We start from the raw sequence: 20,871 nt of genomic DNA, 5'->3' as shown, positions 1-20,871 counted from the left end.
TGACAAGAGGGCCCGGCAAAGGTATTTTGGTATCAAAAAAACGGCGGCACTGCGCCGCGCCGCCGGCCGGGAGGTTTTCTGTCTATGATCTACCCCTTCAATGCGCTGCTGGCCCGCATGAAGTACATTACCCGCTGGAGCCTGATGCACTCGGTGCGGGCCGAGTCCCTCAGCGAGCACACCTGCGACACCGCCCTCATCGCCCACACCCTCTGTCTGATTGCCCGGCGGTACACCGGCACCCCCTGCCGCCCCAAAACGGTGACGGTGGCGGCCCTCTACCATGACGCCTCCGAGATCATCACCGGAGACATGCCCACCCCGGTCAAGTACCGCAGCGACGTGCTGCGGGACGCCTACAAGGCCATCGAGCGGGAGAGCGCCGCCGCCATGGCCTCCATGCTGCCCCCCGAGCTGGAGGAGGAAATCACCCCCTACATCACCGGGGACCTGCTCACCGCCCCCGAGCGGAAACTGCTCAAGGCGGCCGACCGGCTGTCGGCCCTCATCAAGTGTCTGGAGGAGACCCGAAGCGGCAACCACGAGTTTGACGCCGCCCTGGCCCAGCAGAAAAAGTCCCTGAAAGAGATGCACTGCCCCGAGGCCGACTGGTTCATGGAGCACTGTCTCCCCTGCTACACCCAGAACCTGGACGAGCTGACCCACATCCGCTGAGCCCGTCCCTCCCCAACAGAAAACCGTGCGCCCCCAGTTCTCCGGAAGCGCACGGTTTTGGTTTATCTGCTGCCATGGCAGGCGGTCAGGCCCGCCGGGCTCGCTGTACGGTCAGCGGTCCCACTTGTCGCACAGGGCGTTGATCTGGTCGGCAAACTTGGCCAGGTCCTTGTTGGCGCCGCCCTCGTTGTGTTCGATGACCCGCATCAGGCGGCGGCCGGCGCTGACCAGTCGCTGATAGACCGCAGCCGCCCGGCTGAGGGTGGGCGTCGAGGCCCGGGCGACGGTGCGTTCCCGGCTGCCCTCGCTGAGGCAGACGGCCCCGTCGGCGCCCAGAGCCCACTGGGCCCCGTTGTAAGGGGCGCAGGCGGTATAACCCAGGCTCTGCAGGGTGTTGACGAATTCGTCCTCCACCGCGTCGTCGCCGTGGTTGACAAAGACCCGCCGGGGCTTGGGTTCAAAGGAGTTTACCCATTTCAGCAGGCCTTCCCGGTCGGCGTGGCCGGACATGCCTCCGATCTGGGCAATCTCGGCCCGGACTTCGATCTCCTCGCCGAACAGCTTGACCCCTTCGATGCCCTCCAGCAGGGCCCGGCCCAGGGTGCCCACCGCCTGATAGCCCACAAACAGGATGGTGCACTCTTTGCGCCAGAGGTTGTGTTTCAGGTGATGACGGATGCGGCCCGCGTCGCACATGCCGCTGGCCGACAGGATGACTTTGGGGGTCAGGTCGGCGTTGATCTCCCGGGACTCGTCGCTGGTGACGCTGACCCGCAGTCCCGCAAAGGTGATGGGGTCGATACCCGACGCCAGCAGGGCCCGGGTCTCGTCGTCAAAGCAGCTGGCGTCGGTGTCCCGGAAAATCTGGGTGGCCTCGATGGCCAGGGGGCTGTCCACATACACCGGGAAATTGCCGTGGCCGGTCACCAGCTTTTTCTCCTTGATCTCCCGCAGGAAGTACAGCAGCTCCTGGGTGCGGCCCACAGCAAAGCTGGGAATCACCACGTTGCCGCCCCGGTCAAAAGTCCGCTGCAGGATGGCGGCCAGCTGGCCGATGTAGTCGGGGCGGGGCGGATGGTTCCGGTTGCCGTAGGTGGACTCCATGATGACATAGTCCGCCTCGGTCAGGTAGGTGGGGTCCCGCAGAATCGGCTGGTGCAGGTTGCCGATATCGCCCGAAAAGACCAGTTTGGTGGTCTGTTCCCCTTCGGTGACCCAGATCTCGATGCTGGCCGAGCCCAGCAGATGGCCCACATCGGTGAACCGCACCTCCACCCCCGGCGCAATCTCCACCCGCTTGTTGTAGTCCACACCTTCAAACAGGCGGATGGCTTCCTCTGCATCCCGGACGGTGTAGTCCGGCTCCACCGGCGGAATGCCGGCACGGGCGTTTTTGCGGTTCTTCCACTCCGCTTCCGACTCCTGGATATGGGCCGAATCGCGCAGCATAATATCACAGAGCTGGCAGGTGGGCCGGGTGGCATAAATCTTGCCCCGGTAGCCCTGTTTGGCCAGCAGCGGCAGGTGGCCGCTGTGGTCAATGTGGGCATGGGTCAGCAATACCCCGTCGATCTCCCCCGGTCCCAGCGGCAGGGGCTGGTTCTCATAGACATCTTTGCCCTGCTCCATGCCGCAGTCAATCAGGAAATGCAGCCCACCCGTCTCCAGCAGGGTGCAGCTGCCCGTCACCTCATGGTTCGCACCTAAAAACGTGAGCTTCATCGTTATGTACCTCCATACCGCCCCGGAGGACCGGGACAGCTTTCTTTGTGGTATTTTAGTATTATTGTACCACAAGGTTGTCTTTCTTTTCCGCCCAAAATATGACCCGCATTCCGTCAAAACGCCGAAACCACGAAGTTTATTTTAGATAATCTTGACAAAGTCCCCGCTATGTTTTAAACTTATATGGTTGAAGTCCTTTCATCACCTTTTAGAGGATGGATCTGACAAGTCCGCAGCAGGTTTTTCCCTGATTTACAGGCCGCCGGGCTGCCGGCTTATCAGATCCATTCTGACGGCATATCGCGATGCAAAATAGAGAGGTTTGATTTTATGATTCGTAACGATTTGCGCAACGTAGCCATCATCGCTCACGTTGACCATGGCAAGACCACCCTGGTGGACGCCATGCTTCGCCAGAGCGGCGCATTCCGCGACAACCAGGTCGTGGCCGAGCGCGTCATGGACAGCGGCGACATCGAGCGTGAGCGCGGCATCACCATTCTGGCCAAGAACTGCTCCTGCAGCTACAAGGGCGTCAAGATCAACATCGTCGACACCCCGGGTCACGCCGACTTCGGCGGCGAGGTGGAGCGCGTTCTGAAGATGGTCAACGGCGTTCTGCTGCTGGTGGACGCCGCCGAGGGCTGCATGCCCCAGACCCGCTTTGTTCTTCAGAAGGCTCTGCAGCAGAACCTGAGCCTGGTGGTGGCCATCAACAAGATCGACCGCCCCGACGCCCGCATCCAGGAGGTTGTGGACGAGGTGCTGTACCTGCTGATGGACCTGGGCGCTTCCGACGAGCAGCTGGAGTGCCCCATCCTGTACTGCTGCGGCCGCGCCGGCACCGCCAGCCTGGACCCCAACGTCCCCGGCACCGACCTGATCCCCCTGTTCGACACCCTGCTGAGCACCATCCAGCCCCCCGAAGGCGACCCCGAGGCTCCCTTCCAGATGCTGGTGTCCTCCATTGACTACAACGACTTCGTGGGCCGCATCGGCATCGGCCGCATCCAGAACGGCACCTGCCGCGTGGGCGAGGAAGTGGTGGTCTGCGACTGGCACGACCCCTCCGTCAGCATGAAGGGCCGTCTGACCAAGCTGTATGACTTCCAGGCCAACGGCCGCGTCCCCTGCGACAACATCACCGCCGGCGACATCGTGGCCTTCTCGGGCCTGCCCGATGTCACCATCGGCAACACCCTGTGCGCTCCCTCCAAGGTGGAGCCCCTGCCCTTCGTCAAGATCAACGACCCCACCGTCGAGATGACCTTCTCGGTCAACGACAGCCCCCTGGCCGGCCGTGAGGGCAAGTACGTCACCAGCCGCCAGATCCGCGACCGTCTGCAGCGCGAGCTGCTGAAGGACGTGGCTCTGAAGGTGGAGGACTCTGCCACCACCGATTCCTTCCGGGTCATGGGCCGCGGCGAGATGCACCTGTCCATCCTGATCGAGACCATGCGCCGCGAAGGCTATGAGCTGCAGGTCTCTCCCCCGCACGTTCTGACCAAGGTCATTGACGGCAAGACCTACGAGCCCATGGAGCAGGTGGTCATCGACGTGCCCACCCAGTACCAGGGCGCTGTCATGACCGGTCTGGGCCAGCGCAAGGCCATCCTGCAGCAGATGGACCCCCTGGGCGACACCCGCGTCCGTCTGGTGTTCCGTATGCCCAGCCGCGGCCTGTTCGGCTACCGCAACCAGTTCCTCACCGATACCCACGGCGAGGGCGTCATCAACCAGATCTTTGACGGCTATGATCTGTGGGCCGGCATGATCCCCAACCGTTCCACCGGTTCTCTGGTCAGCTTTGAGACCGGCGACTCGGTCACCTACGGCCTGTTCAACGCGCAGCAGCGCGGCACCCTGCTGATCGGACCCGGCGAGAAGGTCTACGAGGGCATGGTCATCGGCTACACCCCCACCGGCGAGGATGTGGACGTCAACGTCTGCAAGACCAAGCACCTGACCAACACCCGTGCTTCCGGCTCGGACGACGCCCTGCGTCTGGTGCCCATCAGCCGCCTGAGCCTGGAGGGCTGCCTGGAGTTCCTGGCTCCCGACGAGCTGCTGGAGGTCACCCCCAAGAGCCTGCGCATCCGCAAGCAGATCCTGAACCACGAGCAGCGCATGAAGGCCCGCAGCAAGAACAAGTAAGCTCCGGCTTTTTCATCCCGCTATCCAACGCCGGGTTCCCCACCGAGGGAACCCGGTGTTTTTATGCCCGGCCGCCCAAACAACAAAACCCACCCGGTCCAAAACGGACGGGTGGGTGAAGCCGGAGAAAACCGGTTACTGTGCGTAGGTGCTGCCGGCGGTCCAGGGATTGTCCGCGGCATAGAGGGTATGGCTGCGCAGGTAGTTGACCCAGGCGCCGTATCCATTGCCCGCCGACAGGTGCACACCGTCCGGCGCGGCGCAGACCTCTTTCAGGTTGCCCTCGCCGTCGGCCAGAGCCTCCCACAGGTCCAGATAGACGCAGCCCTTGCTGTCAGCCAGCAGCGCCAGCTGTTCATTGACCGCCCGCAGGTTGTCGCTGGCCAGGCCGGGCCGGTCGGTCACCGCCTCGGGCCGCACCGGCGGGATGGACTGCACATAAATGATACAATCCTCCCCCAGCGTCTCCCGCAGGGTGTCCAGCATGGCCCCGTAGTAGGTCAGGAATTTCTCCTCAGCGCCCACCGAGGTCAGGGTGTTGGTGCCCAGCAGGATATACAGCTTTTTGGGCTGGGCGGCCGCCAGCACATCCAGCGCCACCTCATCCCCGCGGGTCATGTGATTCACCGTCATGCGGTTGACGATGGTATCGGGGCCCGCGCCGATATAGCCGCAGATGAGCGCTCCCGACAGGTTGATGTCGTAGTCGGTGAAGCCCACCGTCAGGCTGTCACCCAGGAAAGCCGCATCGGCAAAGTAGCTCAGGTCCACCTGGCCCACCGCCGGCTGGCGGATGACGCTACTGTCATAGGCCTTGACGGTATAGGCGCCGGCGGTCTGGCGCACCGGGCCAAAGTTCAGGATCTGTCCCCCTGCCTGGCCCCCGGCTTCGCCGGGCTGCATGGGCAGCGGCGCCAGGATGCCCTCCACTGTGCCGCTGGGCAGGATTTCCGAGGCGGCGTTGTTCTCCTGTTCGGCGGTCTCGAGGATGGCGGTGATGCCCAGGGACAGCACCAGAATGGCCGCCGCGCTGGCCGCCACCTTCAGCTTGGTATATTTGCCCCGCTGCCGCGCCCGGCGGTATGCGTGGTTGTACTCATGCGAAATGCCCATTTGTTTTCTCAGGAGGGCCGTCTGCACCGGCTGTCTCCTGTGCCCCCTTTCCGGCAAAAATTCCGGCCCGGCGGCTCTGCGCCGCCCCCGGAAAAACGTTCTCGGACCACCCCTGCCCTCTTGGCAGGACGGCCCGGAAAGAAAATTCCTGCGTCAAAGTAGGAATGTACTGATTCTATCATAAAATTTTTCTCTCTGCAACCAACTTAGGTCTTGCATACAACACGCAAAACGGTTACAATAGGGTTGGGACGAAATTCCGGCAACCTGCATCAAGTGATTTCACAGTGAAAGTGTTTTTTGTGTGGGTTTCATTGGTTTCAACGTCCCCGCCCAGGGCGGCGCAGTGCAGGGCCCGCCCCGGTCAAACCATCCACCCATGATAAGAAGGAGCGAATTATGAGCAAAAACGTGATCGTCGGCCAGTCCGGCGGCCCCACCGCCGTCATCAATTCCAGCCTTGCCGGTGTCTACAAGACGGCCCGCAGCCTGGGCGCCGACAAAGTCTACGGCATGAAGTACGGCATCGAGGGCCTGCTGAAAGAGGAAATCGTGGACCTGGACATTGTTCTGGGGGACCGGATGAGTATTGAGCTGCTCAAGCGGACCCCGTCCAGCTTTCTGGGCAGCTGCCGCTACAAGCTGCCCGACCCCGATGTAGACAGTGTGCCCTTTGTGCAGCTGTTCACCCTCTTTGAGAAATTTGACATCTGCGCCGTTTTTTACATCGGCGGCAACGACTCGATGGACACCATCGCCAAGCTCAGCCGCTACGGCCAGCGGGTGGGCAGCCCTGTGCGGTTCATCGGCGTGCCCAAGACCATTGACAACGACCTGTGCCTGACCGATCACACCCCCGGCTACGGCTCCGCCGCCAAGTACATCGCCACCATTCTGAAGGAAGTCATCCGGGACTCCTCGGTGTACGATATCCGCAGCGTCACGGTGGCCGAGATCATGGGCCGCCATGCCGGCTGGCTGGCCGGTGCGGCCTGCCTGGCCGCCGGCGAGGACTGCGAAGGTCCCGACCTGATCCTGCTGCCCGAGGTTCCCTTTGACCAGGAGAAGTTCCTGGCCCGGGTGGACGAGCTGCAGAGCCGGAAATCCAACGTCATCATCGCCGCCAGCGAGGGCGTCCGCACCGCCGACGGCACCTATCTGTGCGATCTGGTCTCCACCGCGGGCCAGCTGGACGCCTTCGGCCACAAGGCCATTTTGAGCGGCACCAGCCGTTACCTGTCCGAGCTGATCCACACCCATCTGGGCTGCAAGAGCCGGGCCATTGAGTTCTCGACCCTGCAGCGCTGCGCCAGCCATCTGGCCAGCCGCACCGACGTCACCGAGGCCTATGCCGTGGGCGGCGCCGCTGCCGCCGCTGCCTTTGCGGGCGAGAGCGGCCGGATGATCGCTCTCAAGCGGATGAGCGGTTATCCCTACCAGTGCGTCACCGAGTCGGTGGACGTGCAGCAGGTGGCCAACCTGGAAAAGAAGGTCCCCCTGGACTGGATCGCCCCCGACGGCATGCATGTGACCGAGAGCTTTGAGGAGTACGCCCGTCCTCTGATTCTGGACGAGCTGACCCCCATCTATGTGAACGGCACTCCCCGCCACGTCCACCTGTAAATTTTTCCGCTGTTTTCCGCCGCCCCGGATGGCCGGCCCCCACGTTCTTCCCTGCCAGGGTTTCCCCTGTGCAGTCAAGATAGAGCCAACACAAGACGTACTGTAAAGGAGAAAAAGATCATGGGTAAAAACGCAATCGTCGGCCAGTCCGGCGGTCCCACGTCCGTCATCAACGCGAGTTTGGCCGGTGTCTTTGAGAGCTGCAAAAACCGCGGCGCGGAAATCGTCTATGGAATGTGCAACGGTGTGGCCGGCCTGCTGGAGGAGCGGGTGGTGGACCTGAGCACCATCCTGAAGGATGACCTGGACATCGAGCTGCTCAAGCGGACTCCGTCCAGCTTCCTGGGCAGCTGCCGCTACAAGCTGCCCGACTGGCACGCCGACGAGGCCGTCTACAAAAAGCTGTTCGACATCCTGGAAAAGCTGGACATCGGCTATTTCTTCTACATCGGCGGCAACGACTCGATGGACACCATCGGCAAGCTGGCTGACTACGGCGCACGGACCGGCAGCGACATCCGGTTTATGGGCGTGCCCAAGACCATCGACAACGACCTGATGGTCACCGACCACACCCCCGGCTACGGCTCCGCCGCCAAGTACATCGGCGTGGTGATGAAGGAAATCATCCGGGACGCCACCGTCTACGGCACCAAGTACGTGACCATCGTGGAAATCATGGGCCGCAACGCCGGCTGGCTGACCGCTGCCGCCGCCCTGGCCAAGGGCGACGACTGCGAGGGCGTGGACATGATCTGCCTGCCCGAAGTGCCCTTCCACGTGGACCGGTTCATCGAGAAGGTCCGGGCCATGCAGGAGAAGAAGCCCAGCATCGTCATCGCCGTCTCGGAAGGCGTCAAGCTGGAGGACGGCCGCTACGTCTGTGAGCTGGCCGACGACGTCCATGCGGTGGACGCCTTCGGTCACAAGGCCCTGACCGGCACCGCCCGGTTCCTGGCCAACACGGTGGCCCGTTCCCTGGACACCAAGACCCGCTGCATCGAGCTGTCCACCCTGCAGCGCTGCGCCGGCCATCTGACCAGCCGCACCGACATCACCGAGGCCTACCAGGTGGGCGGCGCTGCCGCCAAGGCCGCCTTTGAGGGCGTCACCGGCCAGATGGTGGCTCTGAAGCGGATTTCCAACAATCCCTACCAGTGCACCACCGAGCTGCACCCCATCAGCGAAGTGGCCAACCTGGAGAAGAAGGTCCCCCTCAGCTGGATGAACGAAAACCACACCCAGATGACCCATGAATTCCTGGAGTACGCACGTCCCCTGATCCAGGCCGAGCTGACCCCGCTGTACATTGCCGGCCTGCCCCACCACATCTACATGAAGTAACCCTTTACCCATGAACCAAAAAGCCCCGCGCAGCCTGAAAAGCTGTGCGGGGCTTTGATTGTTTATAGGGGTGTTCCCTGCCTCATCAGACAGTCATAGGGTGGCGGCCCACGGTGGGGGCGCCGCCGGCGATCTCCTCTGCGGTGAGGGGCTGGGCGGGGGCAGGATTTTCCAGGCGCTCCTTGGCCACCGCCAGCATCAGCTTGATGCGGTTTTCCTGGTTGACCTTGGTGGCGCTGGGGTCGTAGTCGATGGGGGTGATGTTGGCCACCGGGTACAGGGCCCGGATCTTGTTCACCATGCCCTTGCCCACAATGTGGTTGGGCAGGCAGCCGAAGGGCTGGGCGCAGACGATGTTGGGATAGCCGCCCTGGACCAGCTCGATCATCTCGGCAGTCAGCAGCCAGCCCTCGCCCATCTTGGCGCCCAGCGAGATGACGCCCTCGGGCTTCTCGATCAGCTCCTTGAAGGGGCCGGGGGCGTAGAAGCCGGCGGAAGACATGGCCTTCAGCATGGCCCGCTCGATGCCGTCCAGCCAGTCCAGCAGACGGTCGGTGGTGAACTTGGTGGCCAGCTTGCCGCCATAGAGGACGTGGTCCTCGCCCATGTTGAAGATGCAGTACTGACAGAAGCCCATCAGGCCCGGGAAGTTGACCTCGCAGCCCTCCGATTCCAGGAACTTCTGCAAATCATTGTTGCCCAGGGGGCTGTATTTGACGTAGATCTCGCCCACGACGCCCACCTTGACCCGGGGCACCCGGGTCACCGGAATGGCGGCGAACTCCTTGGCAATCAGGGGGAAGGTGTGCTTCATCTCCCGGGCGGTATAGCTCTTGCCGGCCAGCAGGGCTCGGCCCAGACGGCCGATCCAGGTATCCACCAGACGGTCAGCCTGGCCCGGCACATTCTCATAGGGCGCCACCTGGTTGCGCAGGGCGCTCAGCATATCGCCATAGAACACGCAGGCCACCGCCTGACGCAGCAGGGGCAGGTCCATCTGGAAGCCGCTGTCCTTCTCCAGGCCGGAGAAGTTCAGGCTGGCCACCGGGATCTGGGGATAGCCTGCCTTGACCAGGGCCTTGCGCAGCAGGTGGATGTAGTTGGAGGCGCGGCAGCCGCCGCCGGTCTGGGTAATCAGCAGGGCGGTGTGGTCCAGGTCATACTTGCCGCTGTTCAGGGCGTCGATGAACTGGCCGATGACCAGCAGCGCCGGATAACAGGTGTCGTTGTGCACGTACTTCAGGCCCAGCTGCGCCACGGCGCTGCCGCAGTTGCCCAGAATCTCACACTTATAGCCCTCGTGCTCCAGCGCGTATTTCAGCAGCCGGAACTGGGTCACCGCCATATTGGGGATGAGGATGGTGTGGGTGGCCTTCATCTCCTTGGTGAATTTGGGATAATTGTATTCCACGGTTGCCTCCTATGTTCAGCGGTCCGCGGCGGGCTGTTCCGCCTTGGCCTCGGCCTTTTCCCGAGCCAGTTCATCCCGCTCGTCCAGAGCGGCAAACAGGCTCCGCAGCCGGATATTCACTGCGCCCAGGTTGGTGATCTCGTCGATCTTGAGCTGGGTGTACAGCTTGCCGCCCTCCTGCAGGATCTCACGGGTTTCGTCGGTGGTGATGGCGTCCACGCCGCAGCCGAAGGACACCAGCTGCACTAGGTCCATATCGGGCTGGGTGGTGCAGTACTTGGCGGCGGCGTACAGGCGGCTGTGGTAGGTCCACTGGTTCAGGACGCTGGTGGGGAACTTCTCCACCCGGTCCGAAATGCTGTCCTCGGTGACCACCGCCGCATTGTGGCGGACGATCAGACGGTCGATGCCATGGTTGACCTCGGGGTCCACATGGTAGGGACGGCCTGCCAGCACGATGATCCGCTTGCCCTGGCGGCGGGCCTCGTCGATGATCTGGCCGCCCTTGGCGCGAATCTTGGCCATGTGGGAGGCGTACTCGGCGTAGGCCGCGTCGGCGGCCTGCTGGACCTCCCGCTGGGAGATGCCGCCGAAGTACTTGGGCAGGATCTCCCTGGCCATCTTATGCACAAAGTCCTTGGGACGATGAATGCCCACATAGTCGCAGATGAACTTCTTGCCCTCCAGCTCGGGGCAGTTGCCCAGCAGAACTTCGGGGTAATAGGCCACCACCGGGCAGTTGTAGTGGTTGTCGCCCAGTCCCTCGTCGATGTTGTAGGTCAGGCAGGGATAGAAGATGGCGTCCAGCTGCATGGCCGACAGGGCCTTGATATGGCCGTGGCTGAGCTTGGCCGGGAAGCAGGCGGTGTCGCTGGGGATGGTGGCCTGTCCGGCCAGATACAGGCCCCGGCTGGACACCGGGCTGACATGGACGGTGAAGCCCAGCTTGGTCCAGAAGGTATGCCAGAAGGGCAGCAGCTCGTAGAAGTTCAGGCACAGAGGAATGCCGATGGAACCCCGCTTGCCGGGCACCGGCTTATAGCCGGCCAGCAGCTCCTGCTTGTAGGCGTAGAGGTTGAGGGTATTGTCCTCCCCTTTGCCGGTGACAGGCTTGTCGCAGCGGTTGCCCGAAATGTACTTGCGGCCGTCGGCGAAGGTGTTGATGGTCAGCTGGCAGTTGTTGCCGCAGCCGCCGCACTTGACGTTGGCCACCTTCTGGGTGAAGTTTTCCAGTTCTTCCTGGCTCATCACCGAGGACTGGGCCCGGCCCGACTTGGCGGTGCGGCGCAGGCCGTAGAGGGCTGCGCCATAGGCGCCCATCAGGCCGGCAATGTCGGGACGGATGACCTCCACCCCCATCTCCTTCTCAAAGGCCCGCAGAACCGCCTCATTGTAGAAGGTGCCGCCCTGAACCACGATCTTGCGGCCCAGCTCCTCGGGGCTGGAAGCGCGGATAACCTTGTACAGGGCGTTTTTGACCACGCTGATGGACAGGCCGGCGCTGATGTTCTCGATGCTGGCGCCGTCCTTCTGGGCCTGCTTGACCGAGCTGTTCATGAACACGGTGCAGCGGCTGCCCAGGTCCACCGGGCGGTCTGCAAAGAGGCCCAGCGCGGCAAACTGCTTGACGTCATAGCCCAGCGCCTGGGCGAAGGTCTGCAGGAAGCTGCCGCAGCCCGAAGAACAGGCCTCGTTCAGGAAGATATTGCTGATGGCGCCGTCCTCGATCTTGAAGCACTTCATGTCCTGGCCGCCGATGTCGATGATGAAATCCACGTCGGGCATAAAGTACTTGGCGGCGGTGAAGTGGGCCACCGTCTCCACCAGGCCGTAGTCGCAGCGGAAGGCGTTCTTGACCAGGTCCTCGCCGTAGCCGGTGGTGGTGACGCTGCCCACCTGCAGGCCGGGGTGGGCGTGATAAATCTTGAGCAGCTGCTCCTGGATCAGGGGCAGCGGGTTGCCCAGGTTGGGCTGGTAGTTGGTGTACAGAATCCGGCTCTGCTCGTCCACCACCACCAGCTTGACGGTGGTGGAGCCCGAGTCGATGCCGATATGTACCCGGCCGCACTGGACCCCAAAGGGCACGCAGGGCACGCTGTGGGACATATGCCGGGCGTGGAAGGCCTCATACTCCTCTTTGTTGGCAAAGAGGGGCGGCTCGCTGGCATAGGTGGCGGTGGCCGCATAGCGGTCCAGCTCGCTGGCCACCTCCGACAGGTTGAACTCCTTGTCGGCGTACAGGGCTGCGCCCAGGGCCACATACAGCAGGCTGTTTTGGGGGCAGGTGCCGGTGACGCCCAGAGCCTCGTCAAAGCTGCTGCGCAGCACCGAGCTGAAGGTCAGAGGGCCGCCCAGGTACAGGATATTTCCCTGGATGGGCCGGCCCTGGGCCAGGCCCGCAATGGTCTGGCTGACCACGGCCTTATAAATGCTGGCGGCAATGTCCTCCGCCCGGGCGCCCTGGTTGATGAGGGGCTGGACGTCGCTCTTGGCAAAGACGCCGCACCGGGAAGCGATGGTGTAGGTGCGCTGGGCCTTTTCGGCGGCCTGGTTCATCTCGTCGGCGCTCATCTTCAGCAGCGTCGCCATCTGGTCGATGAAGGCGCCGGTGCCGCCGGCACAGCTGCCGTTCATACGCACTTCGGTGCCGCCGGTGAGGAACAGAATCTTGGCGTCCTCGCCGCCCAGCTCGATCACGCAGTCGGTCTCAGGGACAAAGCGCTTGACCGCCACCCGGGTGGAAAACACCTCCTGCACAAAGGGCACGCCGCAGCTGTCGGCCAGGCCCATGCCCGCCGAGCCCGAAATGCTCAGCAGCGCCTTGGCGCCATGAAGCTGCTCTGCATCAATCCGGCGCAGAAGCTCCTGTGCTTTCTCCAGAATGTGGCTGTAATGACGCTCATACGTCGAATACAGCAAGTTTTCCTGTTCATCCAGCACGGCACACTTGATGGTCGTGCTGCCTATATCAAGACCAATTCTCAAGTTTTGATCCTCCTGCAATGGAATGCCCGGGAAAACGGGCCTTTCATTTTTTGTTTGACAGCTAACAGTATTGTTTGTTTACATACACTAATATTATATCGTATTTTCTCCTTGGATGCAATCAGCCACCTTGATTTTAAACGAAAAAAACAGTTTATCTATAGCGAAAAAGGAAACATTCTGTGAACGCCGCCCGTTTTGGCCTCTTCATTCGGACAAATGCAGACTTGTTTTCCCTATTTTTGCAAAATCCTCTTGCGCGCGGATGGTTTCCGCGGTATTCTTAAGATGTTGTGAAGATCTTTTCTTCTCCGTCGCAATCCGTCCCCTGACGACACATTTTGCCGCATTTTTAGCATTGCATCAGGGCGGGTGTCTCATTAAAATAGGATTAAAGCTTCGCCACGCCTGATCGTGCGGTAAATCCAAAATGGGTATTTGCAGGAGGAGAATATGAGCCATGAAACCATATACACCATTGACCAGGAAATTTTCTGCCATCGAGATGCTGCAGCAGCCTTATTTGCTGACCTATGCGCTGGATGAGTCGGACGGCGCCTGCCGGCTGACGGTGTCCCGCACCGGAGAAACAGCCTGCAGTGACAGTCTGGTCCTGGATGCGCCGCCCCAATGCTGCTATTCCATCTTGCAGTACCTGTACGAAAATTGTGTCCAGCCCGAAATCTGGCGGGATGTGGTGGCGGAGTGCTATCCCGCGGCTGTACAGTTTTGCAGAAAGGGCGGGGGACTTTGGTGAACGACGAATCTTCCAGAGGCTGTTTGCGGATTGCCATTGCCAGCTATGACGCACGGTTTTTCCGCATCTGCCAGAACTATATTTCCTGCCTGGACCGGGACGCATTTCGCTGCGACATCTATCAGTCGGGAAAAGAGCTGTTGGCCGCACTGGAGCGCGGTTTTCCCTACCGCGCGGTCCTGCTGGACAACGCTCTGTCCGACATGGATGCGCCAGCCTTCTGCAGCCAGCTGCAGCAGATGTCGCCCAACTGCCGGCCGTGGCTGTTGCTGGTTCCCGCCTGCGACGTGGATGAACTGTGCAGGTTCATCCGCGAGGAGGGCGGCCAGCAGCCGGAATCCGATACCGTCCACAAAATGAAGCTGTCCAGCCTGAACAGCCTGCTGTTTGATCTGCAGTCCATGCTTCAGTCGCAGGCCGCTCCCACCGACAGCGACGCCGTCCTGGTGCGTCTGCTGATCTGCTGGGGCGAAGCGCCGGGAGCGCTGGGCTCCCAGTATCTGCGGGAATGCATTGCTCAGGCATTGCGGTGTGACCCTCATTTTGCGATACGGAAGGATGTCCTGATGGTGGTCGGCGAACGGCACAAGGTCTCGGTCACGGCGGTGGACAGCGGCATCCGCCGTCTGATTCGCTCCCTGAATGCGCTGAACAAACCCGCCTGGCAGTCGTTCAAGCGGCGGCACTGTTCTCCGCACCAGCACCTCACCACCGGTAAATTCATCTATGCAGTCAGGGATGAGCTGCTTATGCCGCCGCAGGACCCGGCGGAACAGCCCCTGTCGGAAGGAGATCTGCAGACCCATGAACGAGAGTTCCAGCCCGTATGAGCTAACGCCCGGCGCCCAAGAAGAGCTTTTGGAGCGCTTGCCTGTTCATGCCTTTGAGAGCGAGTGCCAGCGCTCGCTGGAAATGATCGAACTGTGCCAGCGGTACATGACACATTTTGTCTCGGAGAAAGAGGACCCCGACTCCCACGAGATGCGCCAGACCTTGTCGGACCTTGCTGTTGCCACCGGCCGTCTGGACCGGAACCTGAGCAACATGCTGGCCCTGCTCCACTGCATGCAGCACACCGAAAAGCCCTATTGGGAGCCGGTGGAACTGTGTTCTTTTGTCGCGGCCATCTGCTCGGAACAGGCTCAGATCCAGCAAGCCCTGGGCACCCGTCTGGTGCTGGACTGCGGCGGCCTGACCGAGCTCTACGTCCACGCAGACGTCCGATACCTGACCTGCATCTGCCTGCAGCTTCTCTCCAATGCCCTGCGGGCCTGTACCCCCGACGGCGGCACCATCACCTTGACCCTTCGTGACGACGGTTCGGGCGGCGCGGTGCTGTCCATCTCCGACACCGGCTGCGGTCTGCCCGACGGCAGCTTCCGCAGCCAGCAAAACAATCGCAGCCGCTTCCTTGGCACCACCAAGAGCGGCCTTTTGCTGTGTCAGGAATACTGCAAACTCACCGGCTGGACACTGGAGCTGCGTCCCCGCGCCTCCGGCAGCGGCACCGAAGCCCTGCTGACCATCCCGCCGAAATCCGGCACCGACTCCTCCCCCATCCTCCGTTCCATCAGCGAGGAGGACGCTCTGCACGCCCAGCGCCGCCTCTGGTTTGCCCTTGTTTTTGAGCTCAACTGCGTCCCCGGCATGGAGACCGTCAAGTTCGACCTCCCGGCAGAATTCACTTGACAACTCTCCCAAAAAGCGGTATAGTAGTGAAGTCACAGAGTTCCGATTGATCGGACTTCTGTTATGGGCCTATAGCTCAGCTGGGAGAGCGTACGGTTCGCATCCGTAAGGTCGTCGGTTCGATCCCGATTAGGTCCACCAAATTGCCGCAGCGTTTTTTGGCGCTGCGGCTTATTTTTTTGCGTTTTTCAGGAACAAATTAGTTGCTGTATGTCACTGAAGCGCGAACGAGGTTCCTCGGCAAAATGTTCAAAGGTTGGTCTGCATTTTCGTCCATTACGACGATGCTGGCATTCGAGCTACCGGACAAATTTTCAGGGGCTGGTTTAAGGTCCATCTGCCCCGTTTTTTTCGTGCTTCCGGCCATCGAATGAGCCTTAAATTCCTCGAATTCTTCCAGCGACACATTCAGGACGATATCAACTTCATAATTTCGCCCCACCCGGACTTCTTTGATGAACTGATGCAGGATCGCCTGCCGTTCATTGAAGTCCGCATTGTCATAAACATTTGCCCAGGTGAAAAGATCGCTGCATTCCCGCTGCATTTTCTTGGCAGCTTCCTCCACCTCCTTCTGTTCCTGTTTTGCTTTCTGGAGTGCATCTCCAGCCCGGAGGACTGCTTCCTTGTTTTCAGCGACCAGATCAGCCAGCATATCACGGTCAAGACCGCTCTTGCCCTGGATCACGCGAAGGGTTTCTTCTTTCAGAACATCCTGTTCCTGCCGCTTTGTCTCAAGCTCCCTTTCGAGCTGTTGGATCTGCTTTTGGATTCGATTCAGCTCTTTGCTTCGCATTTCTTCCAGGAGCTTTTGCTTGGAACACTCCCGAATCTCTGCGAACTTCATCCGAACAACGCTCTCTACGATGTTGTCCACGGTGATCACACCATAGCCAGACTGACCGTCGCACTGGCCAGGATGGCGGACATTATAGTTGCAGCTGTACCGGATGCGCTTTTCCCTCGTCACAGTACCATCGGCGCGGATGCGCTTCCGGACACCGCTGGCAAGACTCAACCGGTTTCCGCAGTGAGCGCAGAAGACAATACCACACAAAAGTGCCTGGGAACTGTAGCTGAGGGGATTTGCGCCTTTTTCCCGCTTTCGGGCCTGGCGTACTTCCTGCGCCCGCTCAAACAGGTCCGGTTCGATGATCTGCAGCTCCGGGCAATGGGTTTCTACGTTTCCATTGATGAGGTATCCGGTGTAGCTCTTGTTCTTGATCATCCGAACAATGCTGACATTCGGAATATTCTGGCCGTTCCTCCCCATGATGTTCTGTTCGCACAGATAATTGCAGAGACGTTTTGCACCATACCCTTCATAAACATACTTCTGAAAAATCAGCCGGACAACTTCGGCTTCTTTCTCGTCAATTTCCAAATCATATACTTCATGGTTCCGCTTGTTGATCCGTCCGCGCTTGACCAGGCGATAGCCGTAGGCTACTACGCCGCCAGTGTACAATCCTTCTTCGGTCAGCTGCTCCATCCGGGTACGGGTTCGGATAGAGGTTTTAATACTCTCTCCCGATGCCTGCCAGTACCGGATGTAGTTCATCAGCTTGTCCACATGGGTATCAAACCGCTGCTCCCCTTCCTGGGTACTCCACACCTCAATCCCCTGCTTGACGAACCACTCCACCACAAAGGGGGTTTCGTCATCCCGGCGGCCCAGCCTGTCGAACATAAAAACAAGCAGAACATCAAACTCCTTGGCCATCGCCGCCTGCTGTATCTTTTGCAGCTGATCCCGCTCTTTGGCGGACTTCTTAAAGCCGGAGACGCCTTTCTCGGAGAATTCCTTGACGATCTCCCAGCCCTGCTCCTTTGCAAATGCACGGCAGGCTTCCTTCTGCATGGGGATATCATCTTTCTCAACCTGTCCCTTCGTTGATACCCGGTACAGGGCGTATACTCGTTTCTGCATAACTTTCTCCTTCTCTTGTAGTCGAAGAAGTAAACGGTTTATCTTGAATTTTCAAGGTACGGGCTTACCTTTATTCTACTTTTTACCCATCACAAGGACAAGGATGCGAGATACGCCCCTACCTCTGCCTTTTGGCTTCCTGCCGCAGCGTTTCCCGAATCAGATCCCGCAGCCCTTCCATCTGATCGCTTTCTGATGCGTAAGTAATTCGCACTGTGCAGCCGTTGATCCTCATCACTTCGGTCTTGGCGTGGTTCTCATTCATTCTGGCTGTCCTCCTTTTCTTCTGCCCAGCTCGGGCTATACGCTCCACCCGCTTTGAAAGCGTTTCGGACGCTTCTCAGTCCCAATCCTGTCTGCAAACACGACGTAATACTCCTCATATCAGCCTGTGACAGCTTGCCGATATAACCAAGGATTCTCTGCTTGTCCACTGGCCGCATTGCTTCACAAAGGGCCATGGATGCTTCCCGCAAACACCGGCTTCGGACCAAATAGTGCGTTGGCAGCAGTTCCTTTTTGATTTTGGTGGTAAGTGGAACAACAATCAACACGGGAGAATGGTAATTTCCACAGTCGTTCTGTACCACTACAGCAGGTCGGATTCCGCCTTGCTCTGATCCTTTGCATGGATTCAGGTTTACAAGATAGATGTCTCCACGCTTGTAGTGCCAATTCGGTCTTAGCGGTTTTACCTTATACTCTTTTGCCACAGCATCCACTCCCTTCCCGTTTTATGTAACAGCGAGCTACTCGCGTAACCCGCCCTACGGTTATAAATAAAAGCACATTCTTCCATTTAAACCGTTCTATGTGTTTCCGTACTTGTCCACGACACCCCCGGAAACACAGGCTCTCTGTCCTGTTTGGGACTCTTCCAGATGACTGGCAGCTTACCAGTGCCATAGGTTGTCGCCTCTCCGTGGTTCTCACCGAGCCGCCCGAAGGCGGAAGTCTCATCATCCTGCACCGGATCTTCGCCTTGGGAGAAGCTGTCTCCTCATTTACCTCCGGTTCCTGCTCCTACCTTTTGCTGGTGATCTTCGCATTTCCCGCGGATGGGCTCCCCGCTGTAGGGTTCGTATCTGAAAGAGTGTCTATTTACTTCTCAAGGTTCGGTTTCTTGATCTACCCATATTGTACAGGATGTTTTGCATTTTGTCGTGACACAGTTTGTGCTAGTTTCTAGCACAAATTGTGCTAGTTTTATGGTCCAATGTTTCACATTCATCTTTACACCTTCTCCAAACGCAATCCTTCAAACAATATCCATCCTGATTTTTTCAAGCTGGTTGATGACCCGCTCCAGTTCTTCTTTGACCGAGCTGCACTCTTTTCCAACCACCAGGTAGTCAATACTGACCCCCAGCACTTTTGACAGCACAATGATAATCTCAATCGAGCACCCAGACAGTCCTCGCTCAATTCGGCTTATGTAATGGCTTTCTACATTGAGGACAGAAGCCAGCTCGGCCTGCGTTATGTCTCTTTCTTTTCTTAAGGCACGAACCCGGTCTCCGAACTGCTCATAATCGAACCCCATAATGACTCCTTTCTGTCTGCGCTACCTTGCCGAAAAACAAAAGGCCCCGGCAAGGCAGAGCCTCTGTTCTGCAACAGAAACCCTTCCTCGCCGGTGGCCTCTCATGTAATGTCTGGTTTAACACACCGGTTCTGTCAAAGTATGTGACCTGAAGATGGATTTACGCAGCCTGTTTCATCTCAACCATTCCGTCGGCACACCGTATTCAATTTTCGTACCAAGTTTTGTTGTTACGCCTCCTTTTCGGAGGTGTAGAGATCAATCTGCGTATGACGTCGGCCGATTTTTCTTCTGACTACCACAGCGCGGCATCTTGTACATGTGTTTTTGACGGTTCCATTCTCCGACAGATGTGCTTGCGACTCTCTGCCGCAGTTCGGACAATAGAACGGAAATGCTGTCCAAATTTTTTTATCCATCTTTCAACTACGCCTCCTGTAAAAAAATATTTTTTCTCACCCCATATTTCGACAAATTGTTCTTTGCCACTATGGTATACTGGGTTTAAAATTTATTTCGACCCTATGCAATCAATGAATTTCAACCTTGCATACTTTGTATCAATCCAGTATAATGGAGGAAAGTGAAAGTTGTAGCAACATTATATGCAACACGTTAGCATATGTCAAGAGTTTTTTCAACTTTATTGATCTAAATTTCAAGGCACATCAGGCTTCATGTTTGTTTAATGATGCGATCAGGCGACTGCGAGGTTAATGAGGATGAAATTTGGCGAAAAATTACATAACTTACGGAAACAAGCAGGGTTAACTCAGGCTGAGCTTGCCAAAATTCTTGGCGTCCATCCCCGTACCGTAATCGGATATGAGCGGGATGGACGTTATCCCAAGGATAACAACGCTTACAAGAAGCTGGCCGACACTTTTCATGTACCCGTCCAATACTTTTATGACGATGAGTCTTTTGAGAACGATGCTGCTTCCACCTATGGTGAAAGCGGCAGAAAAGAAGCAAAACAGCTTGCCATGGAACTCTCTGAAATTTTCGCCACAGGAGAACTGTCTGCTGAAGATATGGATAACATCATGTATGTGATGCACCGTGCTTATTTTCAATACCGTGAACAAAAGCGTGAACAGGAAAGGCTTTCCCTGGAAACCTGCTAGTTTCTCTTAGCTGCTGTCATACAGCGATGAGGTTTATTTATGGATTCTACCTTTATCCACCAAAAGGCAAATGAACTGGTTCAGCGTGCTGGATCGAGAGACCTGCGCACCATTGCAAAGACCGTGGGAATGGACGTGACGGAGATGCCCTTTAACACGATTTCGGGCTTCTTCACGTTCAAATGGGATTTGTACCAAGTTGTTATCAATGTTGCGCTGGATCGGCAGACCAAACAGATGGTATGCGGTTATGCACTGAGCCGTTTTGCTGAAGCCTATCTTTTCCCTGATAGAGTTTCCCATTCGATGAATTTCATTTCGCCGGCACATTTGGTTGAATACGAGGCCAATGCGTTTTCTTCTCATCTGATGCTTGACAGCGAAGAAGTTTACCATCTCACGAAACTTGGATACAATGTGCAGCAAATTGCTGCGATGACCAAACGCCATCTTCATACGATTCTTGTCAAGCTCCTCGCACTTTATCACATGGGATACGATATGACTCACTATTACCGCCTGCACAGTGAATTCCTGCAAGCACATCAGGAACTTGCTCATTTCAGTTTTTGCCCCTAAATGCAAAAATCGGACGCTGAGCGACACCTGCACGGAGTTTTAGCGACACCCTGCCGGAGAGCCAGCGACACCTCACCGCCCTAAAGCGACACCCCTGTGGCACATATAAAAGCTCTGCCAGCCAAACCGGCCAGCAGAGCCCAGGTCAACTTTCTTCAGGAACAGGAATACCGTTTTCTGTCAGGACGTTTTCCAACTGTCGAATCCTCTCGCGCT

General features: G+C 58.5%; 17 protein-coding genes and 1 tRNA gene. 10 read left to right on the top strand and 8 right to left on the bottom strand.

Annotated elements, in window-relative coordinates:
- The first annotated feature begins 84 nt into the window (after positions 1-84).
- Positions 85-675, top strand: a complete 591-nt coding sequence (gene yfbR / locus B5F27_RS04115) for a 5'-deoxynucleotidase (protein WP_087246616.1) — start codon at positions 85-87, stop codon at positions 673-675.
- Between the two features lie 111 nt (positions 676-786).
- Here the strand turns inward: yfbR and B5F27_RS04110 are convergent, their stop codons facing one another.
- Positions 787-2,397 (bottom strand): MBL fold metallo-hydrolase, encoded by a 1,611-nt coding sequence (locus tag B5F27_RS04110; RefSeq protein WP_087364926.1) that lies wholly within the window; start codon positions 2,395-2,397, stop codon positions 787-789.
- A gap of 333 nt (positions 2,398-2,730) precedes the next feature.
- On the opposite strand from B5F27_RS04110, the gene typA reads away from it, so the two are divergent.
- Complete coding sequence (typA, locus tag B5F27_RS04105; protein ID WP_087364924.1) at positions 2,731-4,554, top strand: translational GTPase TypA; 1,824 nt, start codon at positions 2,731-2,733, stop codon at positions 4,552-4,554.
- Between the two features lie 135 nt (positions 4,555-4,689).
- On the opposite strand, the gene B5F27_RS04100 is transcribed toward typA, so the two are convergent.
- Positions 4,690-5,667: a GDSL-type esterase/lipase family protein gene (locus B5F27_RS04100; RefSeq protein WP_087364921.1), complete on the bottom strand. Its 978-nt coding sequence runs from the start codon at positions 5,665-5,667 to the stop codon at positions 4,690-4,692.
- Positions 5,668-6,066: 399 nt separating this feature from the next.
- Between B5F27_RS04100 and B5F27_RS04095 the strand changes: the two genes are divergently transcribed.
- Together B5F27_RS04095 and B5F27_RS04090 are read left to right on the top strand one after the other, a co-directional pair.
- Positions 6,067-7,290 (top strand): 6-phosphofructokinase, encoded by a 1,224-nt coding sequence (locus B5F27_RS04095; protein WP_087364919.1) that lies wholly within the window; start codon positions 6,067-6,069, stop codon positions 7,288-7,290.
- 120 nt (positions 7,291-7,410) lie between these two features.
- On the top strand, positions 7,411-8,634 hold the full coding sequence (locus tag B5F27_RS04090) for a 6-phosphofructokinase (protein WP_087246611.1): 1,224 nt from the start codon (positions 7,411-7,413) through the stop codon (positions 8,632-8,634).
- An 85-nt stretch (positions 8,635-8,719) separates the two neighbouring features.
- Here B5F27_RS04090 and B5F27_RS17470 read toward each other — a convergent pair whose 3' ends face one another.
- Together B5F27_RS17470 and B5F27_RS04080 are read right to left on the bottom strand one after the other, a co-directional pair.
- Positions 8,720-10,045 carry a 2-hydroxyacyl-CoA dehydratase gene (locus B5F27_RS17470; protein WP_087246610.1) on the bottom strand — a complete coding sequence of 442 codons (1,326 nt, stop codon included), beginning with the start codon at positions 10,043-10,045 and terminating at the stop codon, positions 8,720-8,722.
- Between the two features lie 15 nt (positions 10,046-10,060).
- Positions 10,061-13,030: an acyl-CoA dehydratase activase gene (locus B5F27_RS04080; protein ID WP_087364917.1), complete on the bottom strand. Its 2,970-nt coding sequence runs from the start codon at positions 13,028-13,030 to the stop codon at positions 10,061-10,063.
- Between the two features lie 460 nt (positions 13,031-13,490).
- Here B5F27_RS04080 and B5F27_RS04075 point away from each other — a divergent pair, with 460 nt between their 5' ends.
- The 4 genes from B5F27_RS04075 to B5F27_RS04060 all read left to right on the top strand — a co-directional run bounded on the left by B5F27_RS04075 (position 13,491) and on the right by B5F27_RS04060 (position 15,617).
- A complete protein-coding gene (locus tag B5F27_RS04075) occupies positions 13,491-13,787 on the top strand; it encodes a hypothetical protein (RefSeq protein ID WP_242956684.1) in 297 nt (98 codons plus the stop codon).
- On the top strand, positions 13,784-14,617 hold the full coding sequence (locus B5F27_RS04070) for a sporulation initiation factor Spo0A C-terminal domain-containing protein (RefSeq protein WP_158098192.1): 834 nt from the start codon (positions 13,784-13,786) through the stop codon (positions 14,615-14,617). Before B5F27_RS04075 ends, B5F27_RS04070 begins: the two co-directional genes overlap by 4 nt.
- The gene (locus tag B5F27_RS04065) at positions 14,592-15,476 is read left to right on the top strand and encodes a HAMP domain-containing sensor histidine kinase (protein ID WP_158098191.1); all 885 of its coding nucleotides are present in this window, start codon (positions 14,592-14,594) and stop codon (positions 15,474-15,476) included. Before B5F27_RS04070 ends, B5F27_RS04065 begins: the two co-directional genes overlap by 26 nt.
- 65 nt (positions 15,477-15,541) lie before the next feature.
- Positions 15,542-15,617 (top strand) — tRNA-Ala (locus tag B5F27_RS04060).
- 58 nt (positions 15,618-15,675) lie between these two features.
- Here the strand turns inward: B5F27_RS04060 and B5F27_RS04055 are convergent.
- The 4 genes from B5F27_RS04055 to B5F27_RS04045 form a co-directional block, all read right to left on the bottom strand.
- Positions 15,676-17,406: a recombinase family protein gene (locus tag B5F27_RS04055; protein WP_087364910.1), complete on the bottom strand. Its 1,731-nt coding sequence runs from the start codon at positions 17,404-17,406 to the stop codon at positions 15,676-15,678.
- Between the two features lie 118 nt (positions 17,407-17,524).
- Positions 17,525-17,671 carry a hypothetical protein gene (locus tag B5F27_RS16925; RefSeq protein WP_164488773.1) on the bottom strand — a complete coding sequence of 49 codons (147 nt, stop codon included), beginning with the start codon at positions 17,669-17,671 and terminating at the stop codon, positions 17,525-17,527.
- On the bottom strand, positions 17,664-18,119 hold the full coding sequence (locus tag B5F27_RS04050; RefSeq protein WP_087364907.1) for a type II toxin-antitoxin system PemK/MazF family toxin: 456 nt from the start codon (positions 18,117-18,119) through the stop codon (positions 17,664-17,666). The genes B5F27_RS16925 and B5F27_RS04050 overlap by 8 nt, the downstream gene beginning before the upstream one ends.
- A gap of 545 nt (positions 18,120-18,664) precedes the next feature.
- Entirely contained in the window at positions 18,665-18,949 is a 285-nt protein-coding gene (locus tag B5F27_RS04045; protein ID WP_087364905.1) for a helix-turn-helix transcriptional regulator, read from the bottom strand.
- A gap of 722 nt (positions 18,950-19,671) precedes the next feature.
- On the opposite strand from B5F27_RS04045, the gene B5F27_RS04040 reads away from it, so the two are divergent.
- Entirely contained in the window at positions 19,672-20,076 is a 405-nt protein-coding gene (locus B5F27_RS04040) for a helix-turn-helix transcriptional regulator (RefSeq protein ID WP_158098190.1), read from the top strand.
- Between the two features lie 39 nt (positions 20,077-20,115).
- Positions 20,116-20,655, top strand: a complete 540-nt coding sequence (locus B5F27_RS04035) for a hypothetical protein (protein WP_087364899.1) — start codon at positions 20,116-20,118, stop codon at positions 20,653-20,655.
- Positions 20,656-20,871 lie beyond the last annotated feature (216 nt).

The organism is Faecalibacterium sp. An192, from assembly GCF_002160175.1.
GTDB lineage: Bacteria > Bacillota > Clostridia > Oscillospirales > Ruminococcaceae > Faecalibacterium.
Note: the sequence above shows the minus strand (reverse complement) of the source record. Positions and strands in the feature narration are given on the sequence as shown.

What these genes read in the sequence shown, in the direction of transcription:
- yfbR (WP_087246616.1), top strand. Translation starts at nt 85, where the DNA reads ATGATCTACCCCTTCAATGCGCTGCTGGCCCGCATGAAGTACATTACC.
- B5F27_RS04110 (WP_087364926.1), bottom strand. Translation starts at nt 2,397, where the DNA reads ATGAAGCTCACGTTTTTAGGTGCGAACCATGAGGTGACGGGCAGCTGC.
- typA (WP_087364924.1), top strand. Translation starts at nt 2,731, where the DNA reads ATGATTCGTAACGATTTGCGCAACGTAGCCATCATCGCTCACGTTGAC.
- B5F27_RS04100 (WP_087364921.1), bottom strand. Translation starts at nt 5,667, where the DNA reads ATGGGCATTTCGCATGAGTACAACCACGCATACCGCCGGGCGCGGCAG.
- B5F27_RS04095 (WP_087364919.1), top strand. Translation starts at nt 6,067, where the DNA reads ATGAGCAAAAACGTGATCGTCGGCCAGTCCGGCGGCCCCACCGCCGTC.
- B5F27_RS04090 (WP_087246611.1), top strand. Translation starts at nt 7,411, where the DNA reads ATGGGTAAAAACGCAATCGTCGGCCAGTCCGGCGGTCCCACGTCCGTC.
- B5F27_RS04075 (WP_242956684.1), top strand. Translation starts at nt 13,491, where the DNA reads ATGAAACCATATACACCATTGACCAGGAAATTTTCTGCCATCGAGATG.
- B5F27_RS04065 (WP_158098191.1), top strand. Translation starts at nt 14,592, where the DNA reads ATGAACGAGAGTTCCAGCCCGTATGAGCTAACGCCCGGCGCCCAAGAA.
- B5F27_RS04055 (WP_087364910.1), bottom strand. Translation starts at nt 17,406, where the DNA reads ATGCAGAAACGAGTATACGCCCTGTACCGGGTATCAACGAAGGGACAG.
- B5F27_RS16925 (WP_164488773.1), bottom strand. Translation starts at nt 17,671, where the DNA reads ATGAATGAGAACCACGCCAAGACCGAAGTGATGAGGATCAACGGCTGC.
- B5F27_RS04045 (WP_087364905.1), bottom strand. Translation starts at nt 18,949, where the DNA reads ATGGGGTTCGATTATGAGCAGTTCGGAGACCGGGTTCGTGCCTTAAGA.
- B5F27_RS04040 (WP_158098190.1), top strand. Translation starts at nt 19,672, where the DNA reads ATGAAATTTGGCGAAAAATTACATAACTTACGGAAACAAGCAGGGTTA.
- B5F27_RS04035 (WP_087364899.1), top strand. Translation starts at nt 20,116, where the DNA reads ATGGATTCTACCTTTATCCACCAAAAGGCAAATGAACTGGTTCAGCGT.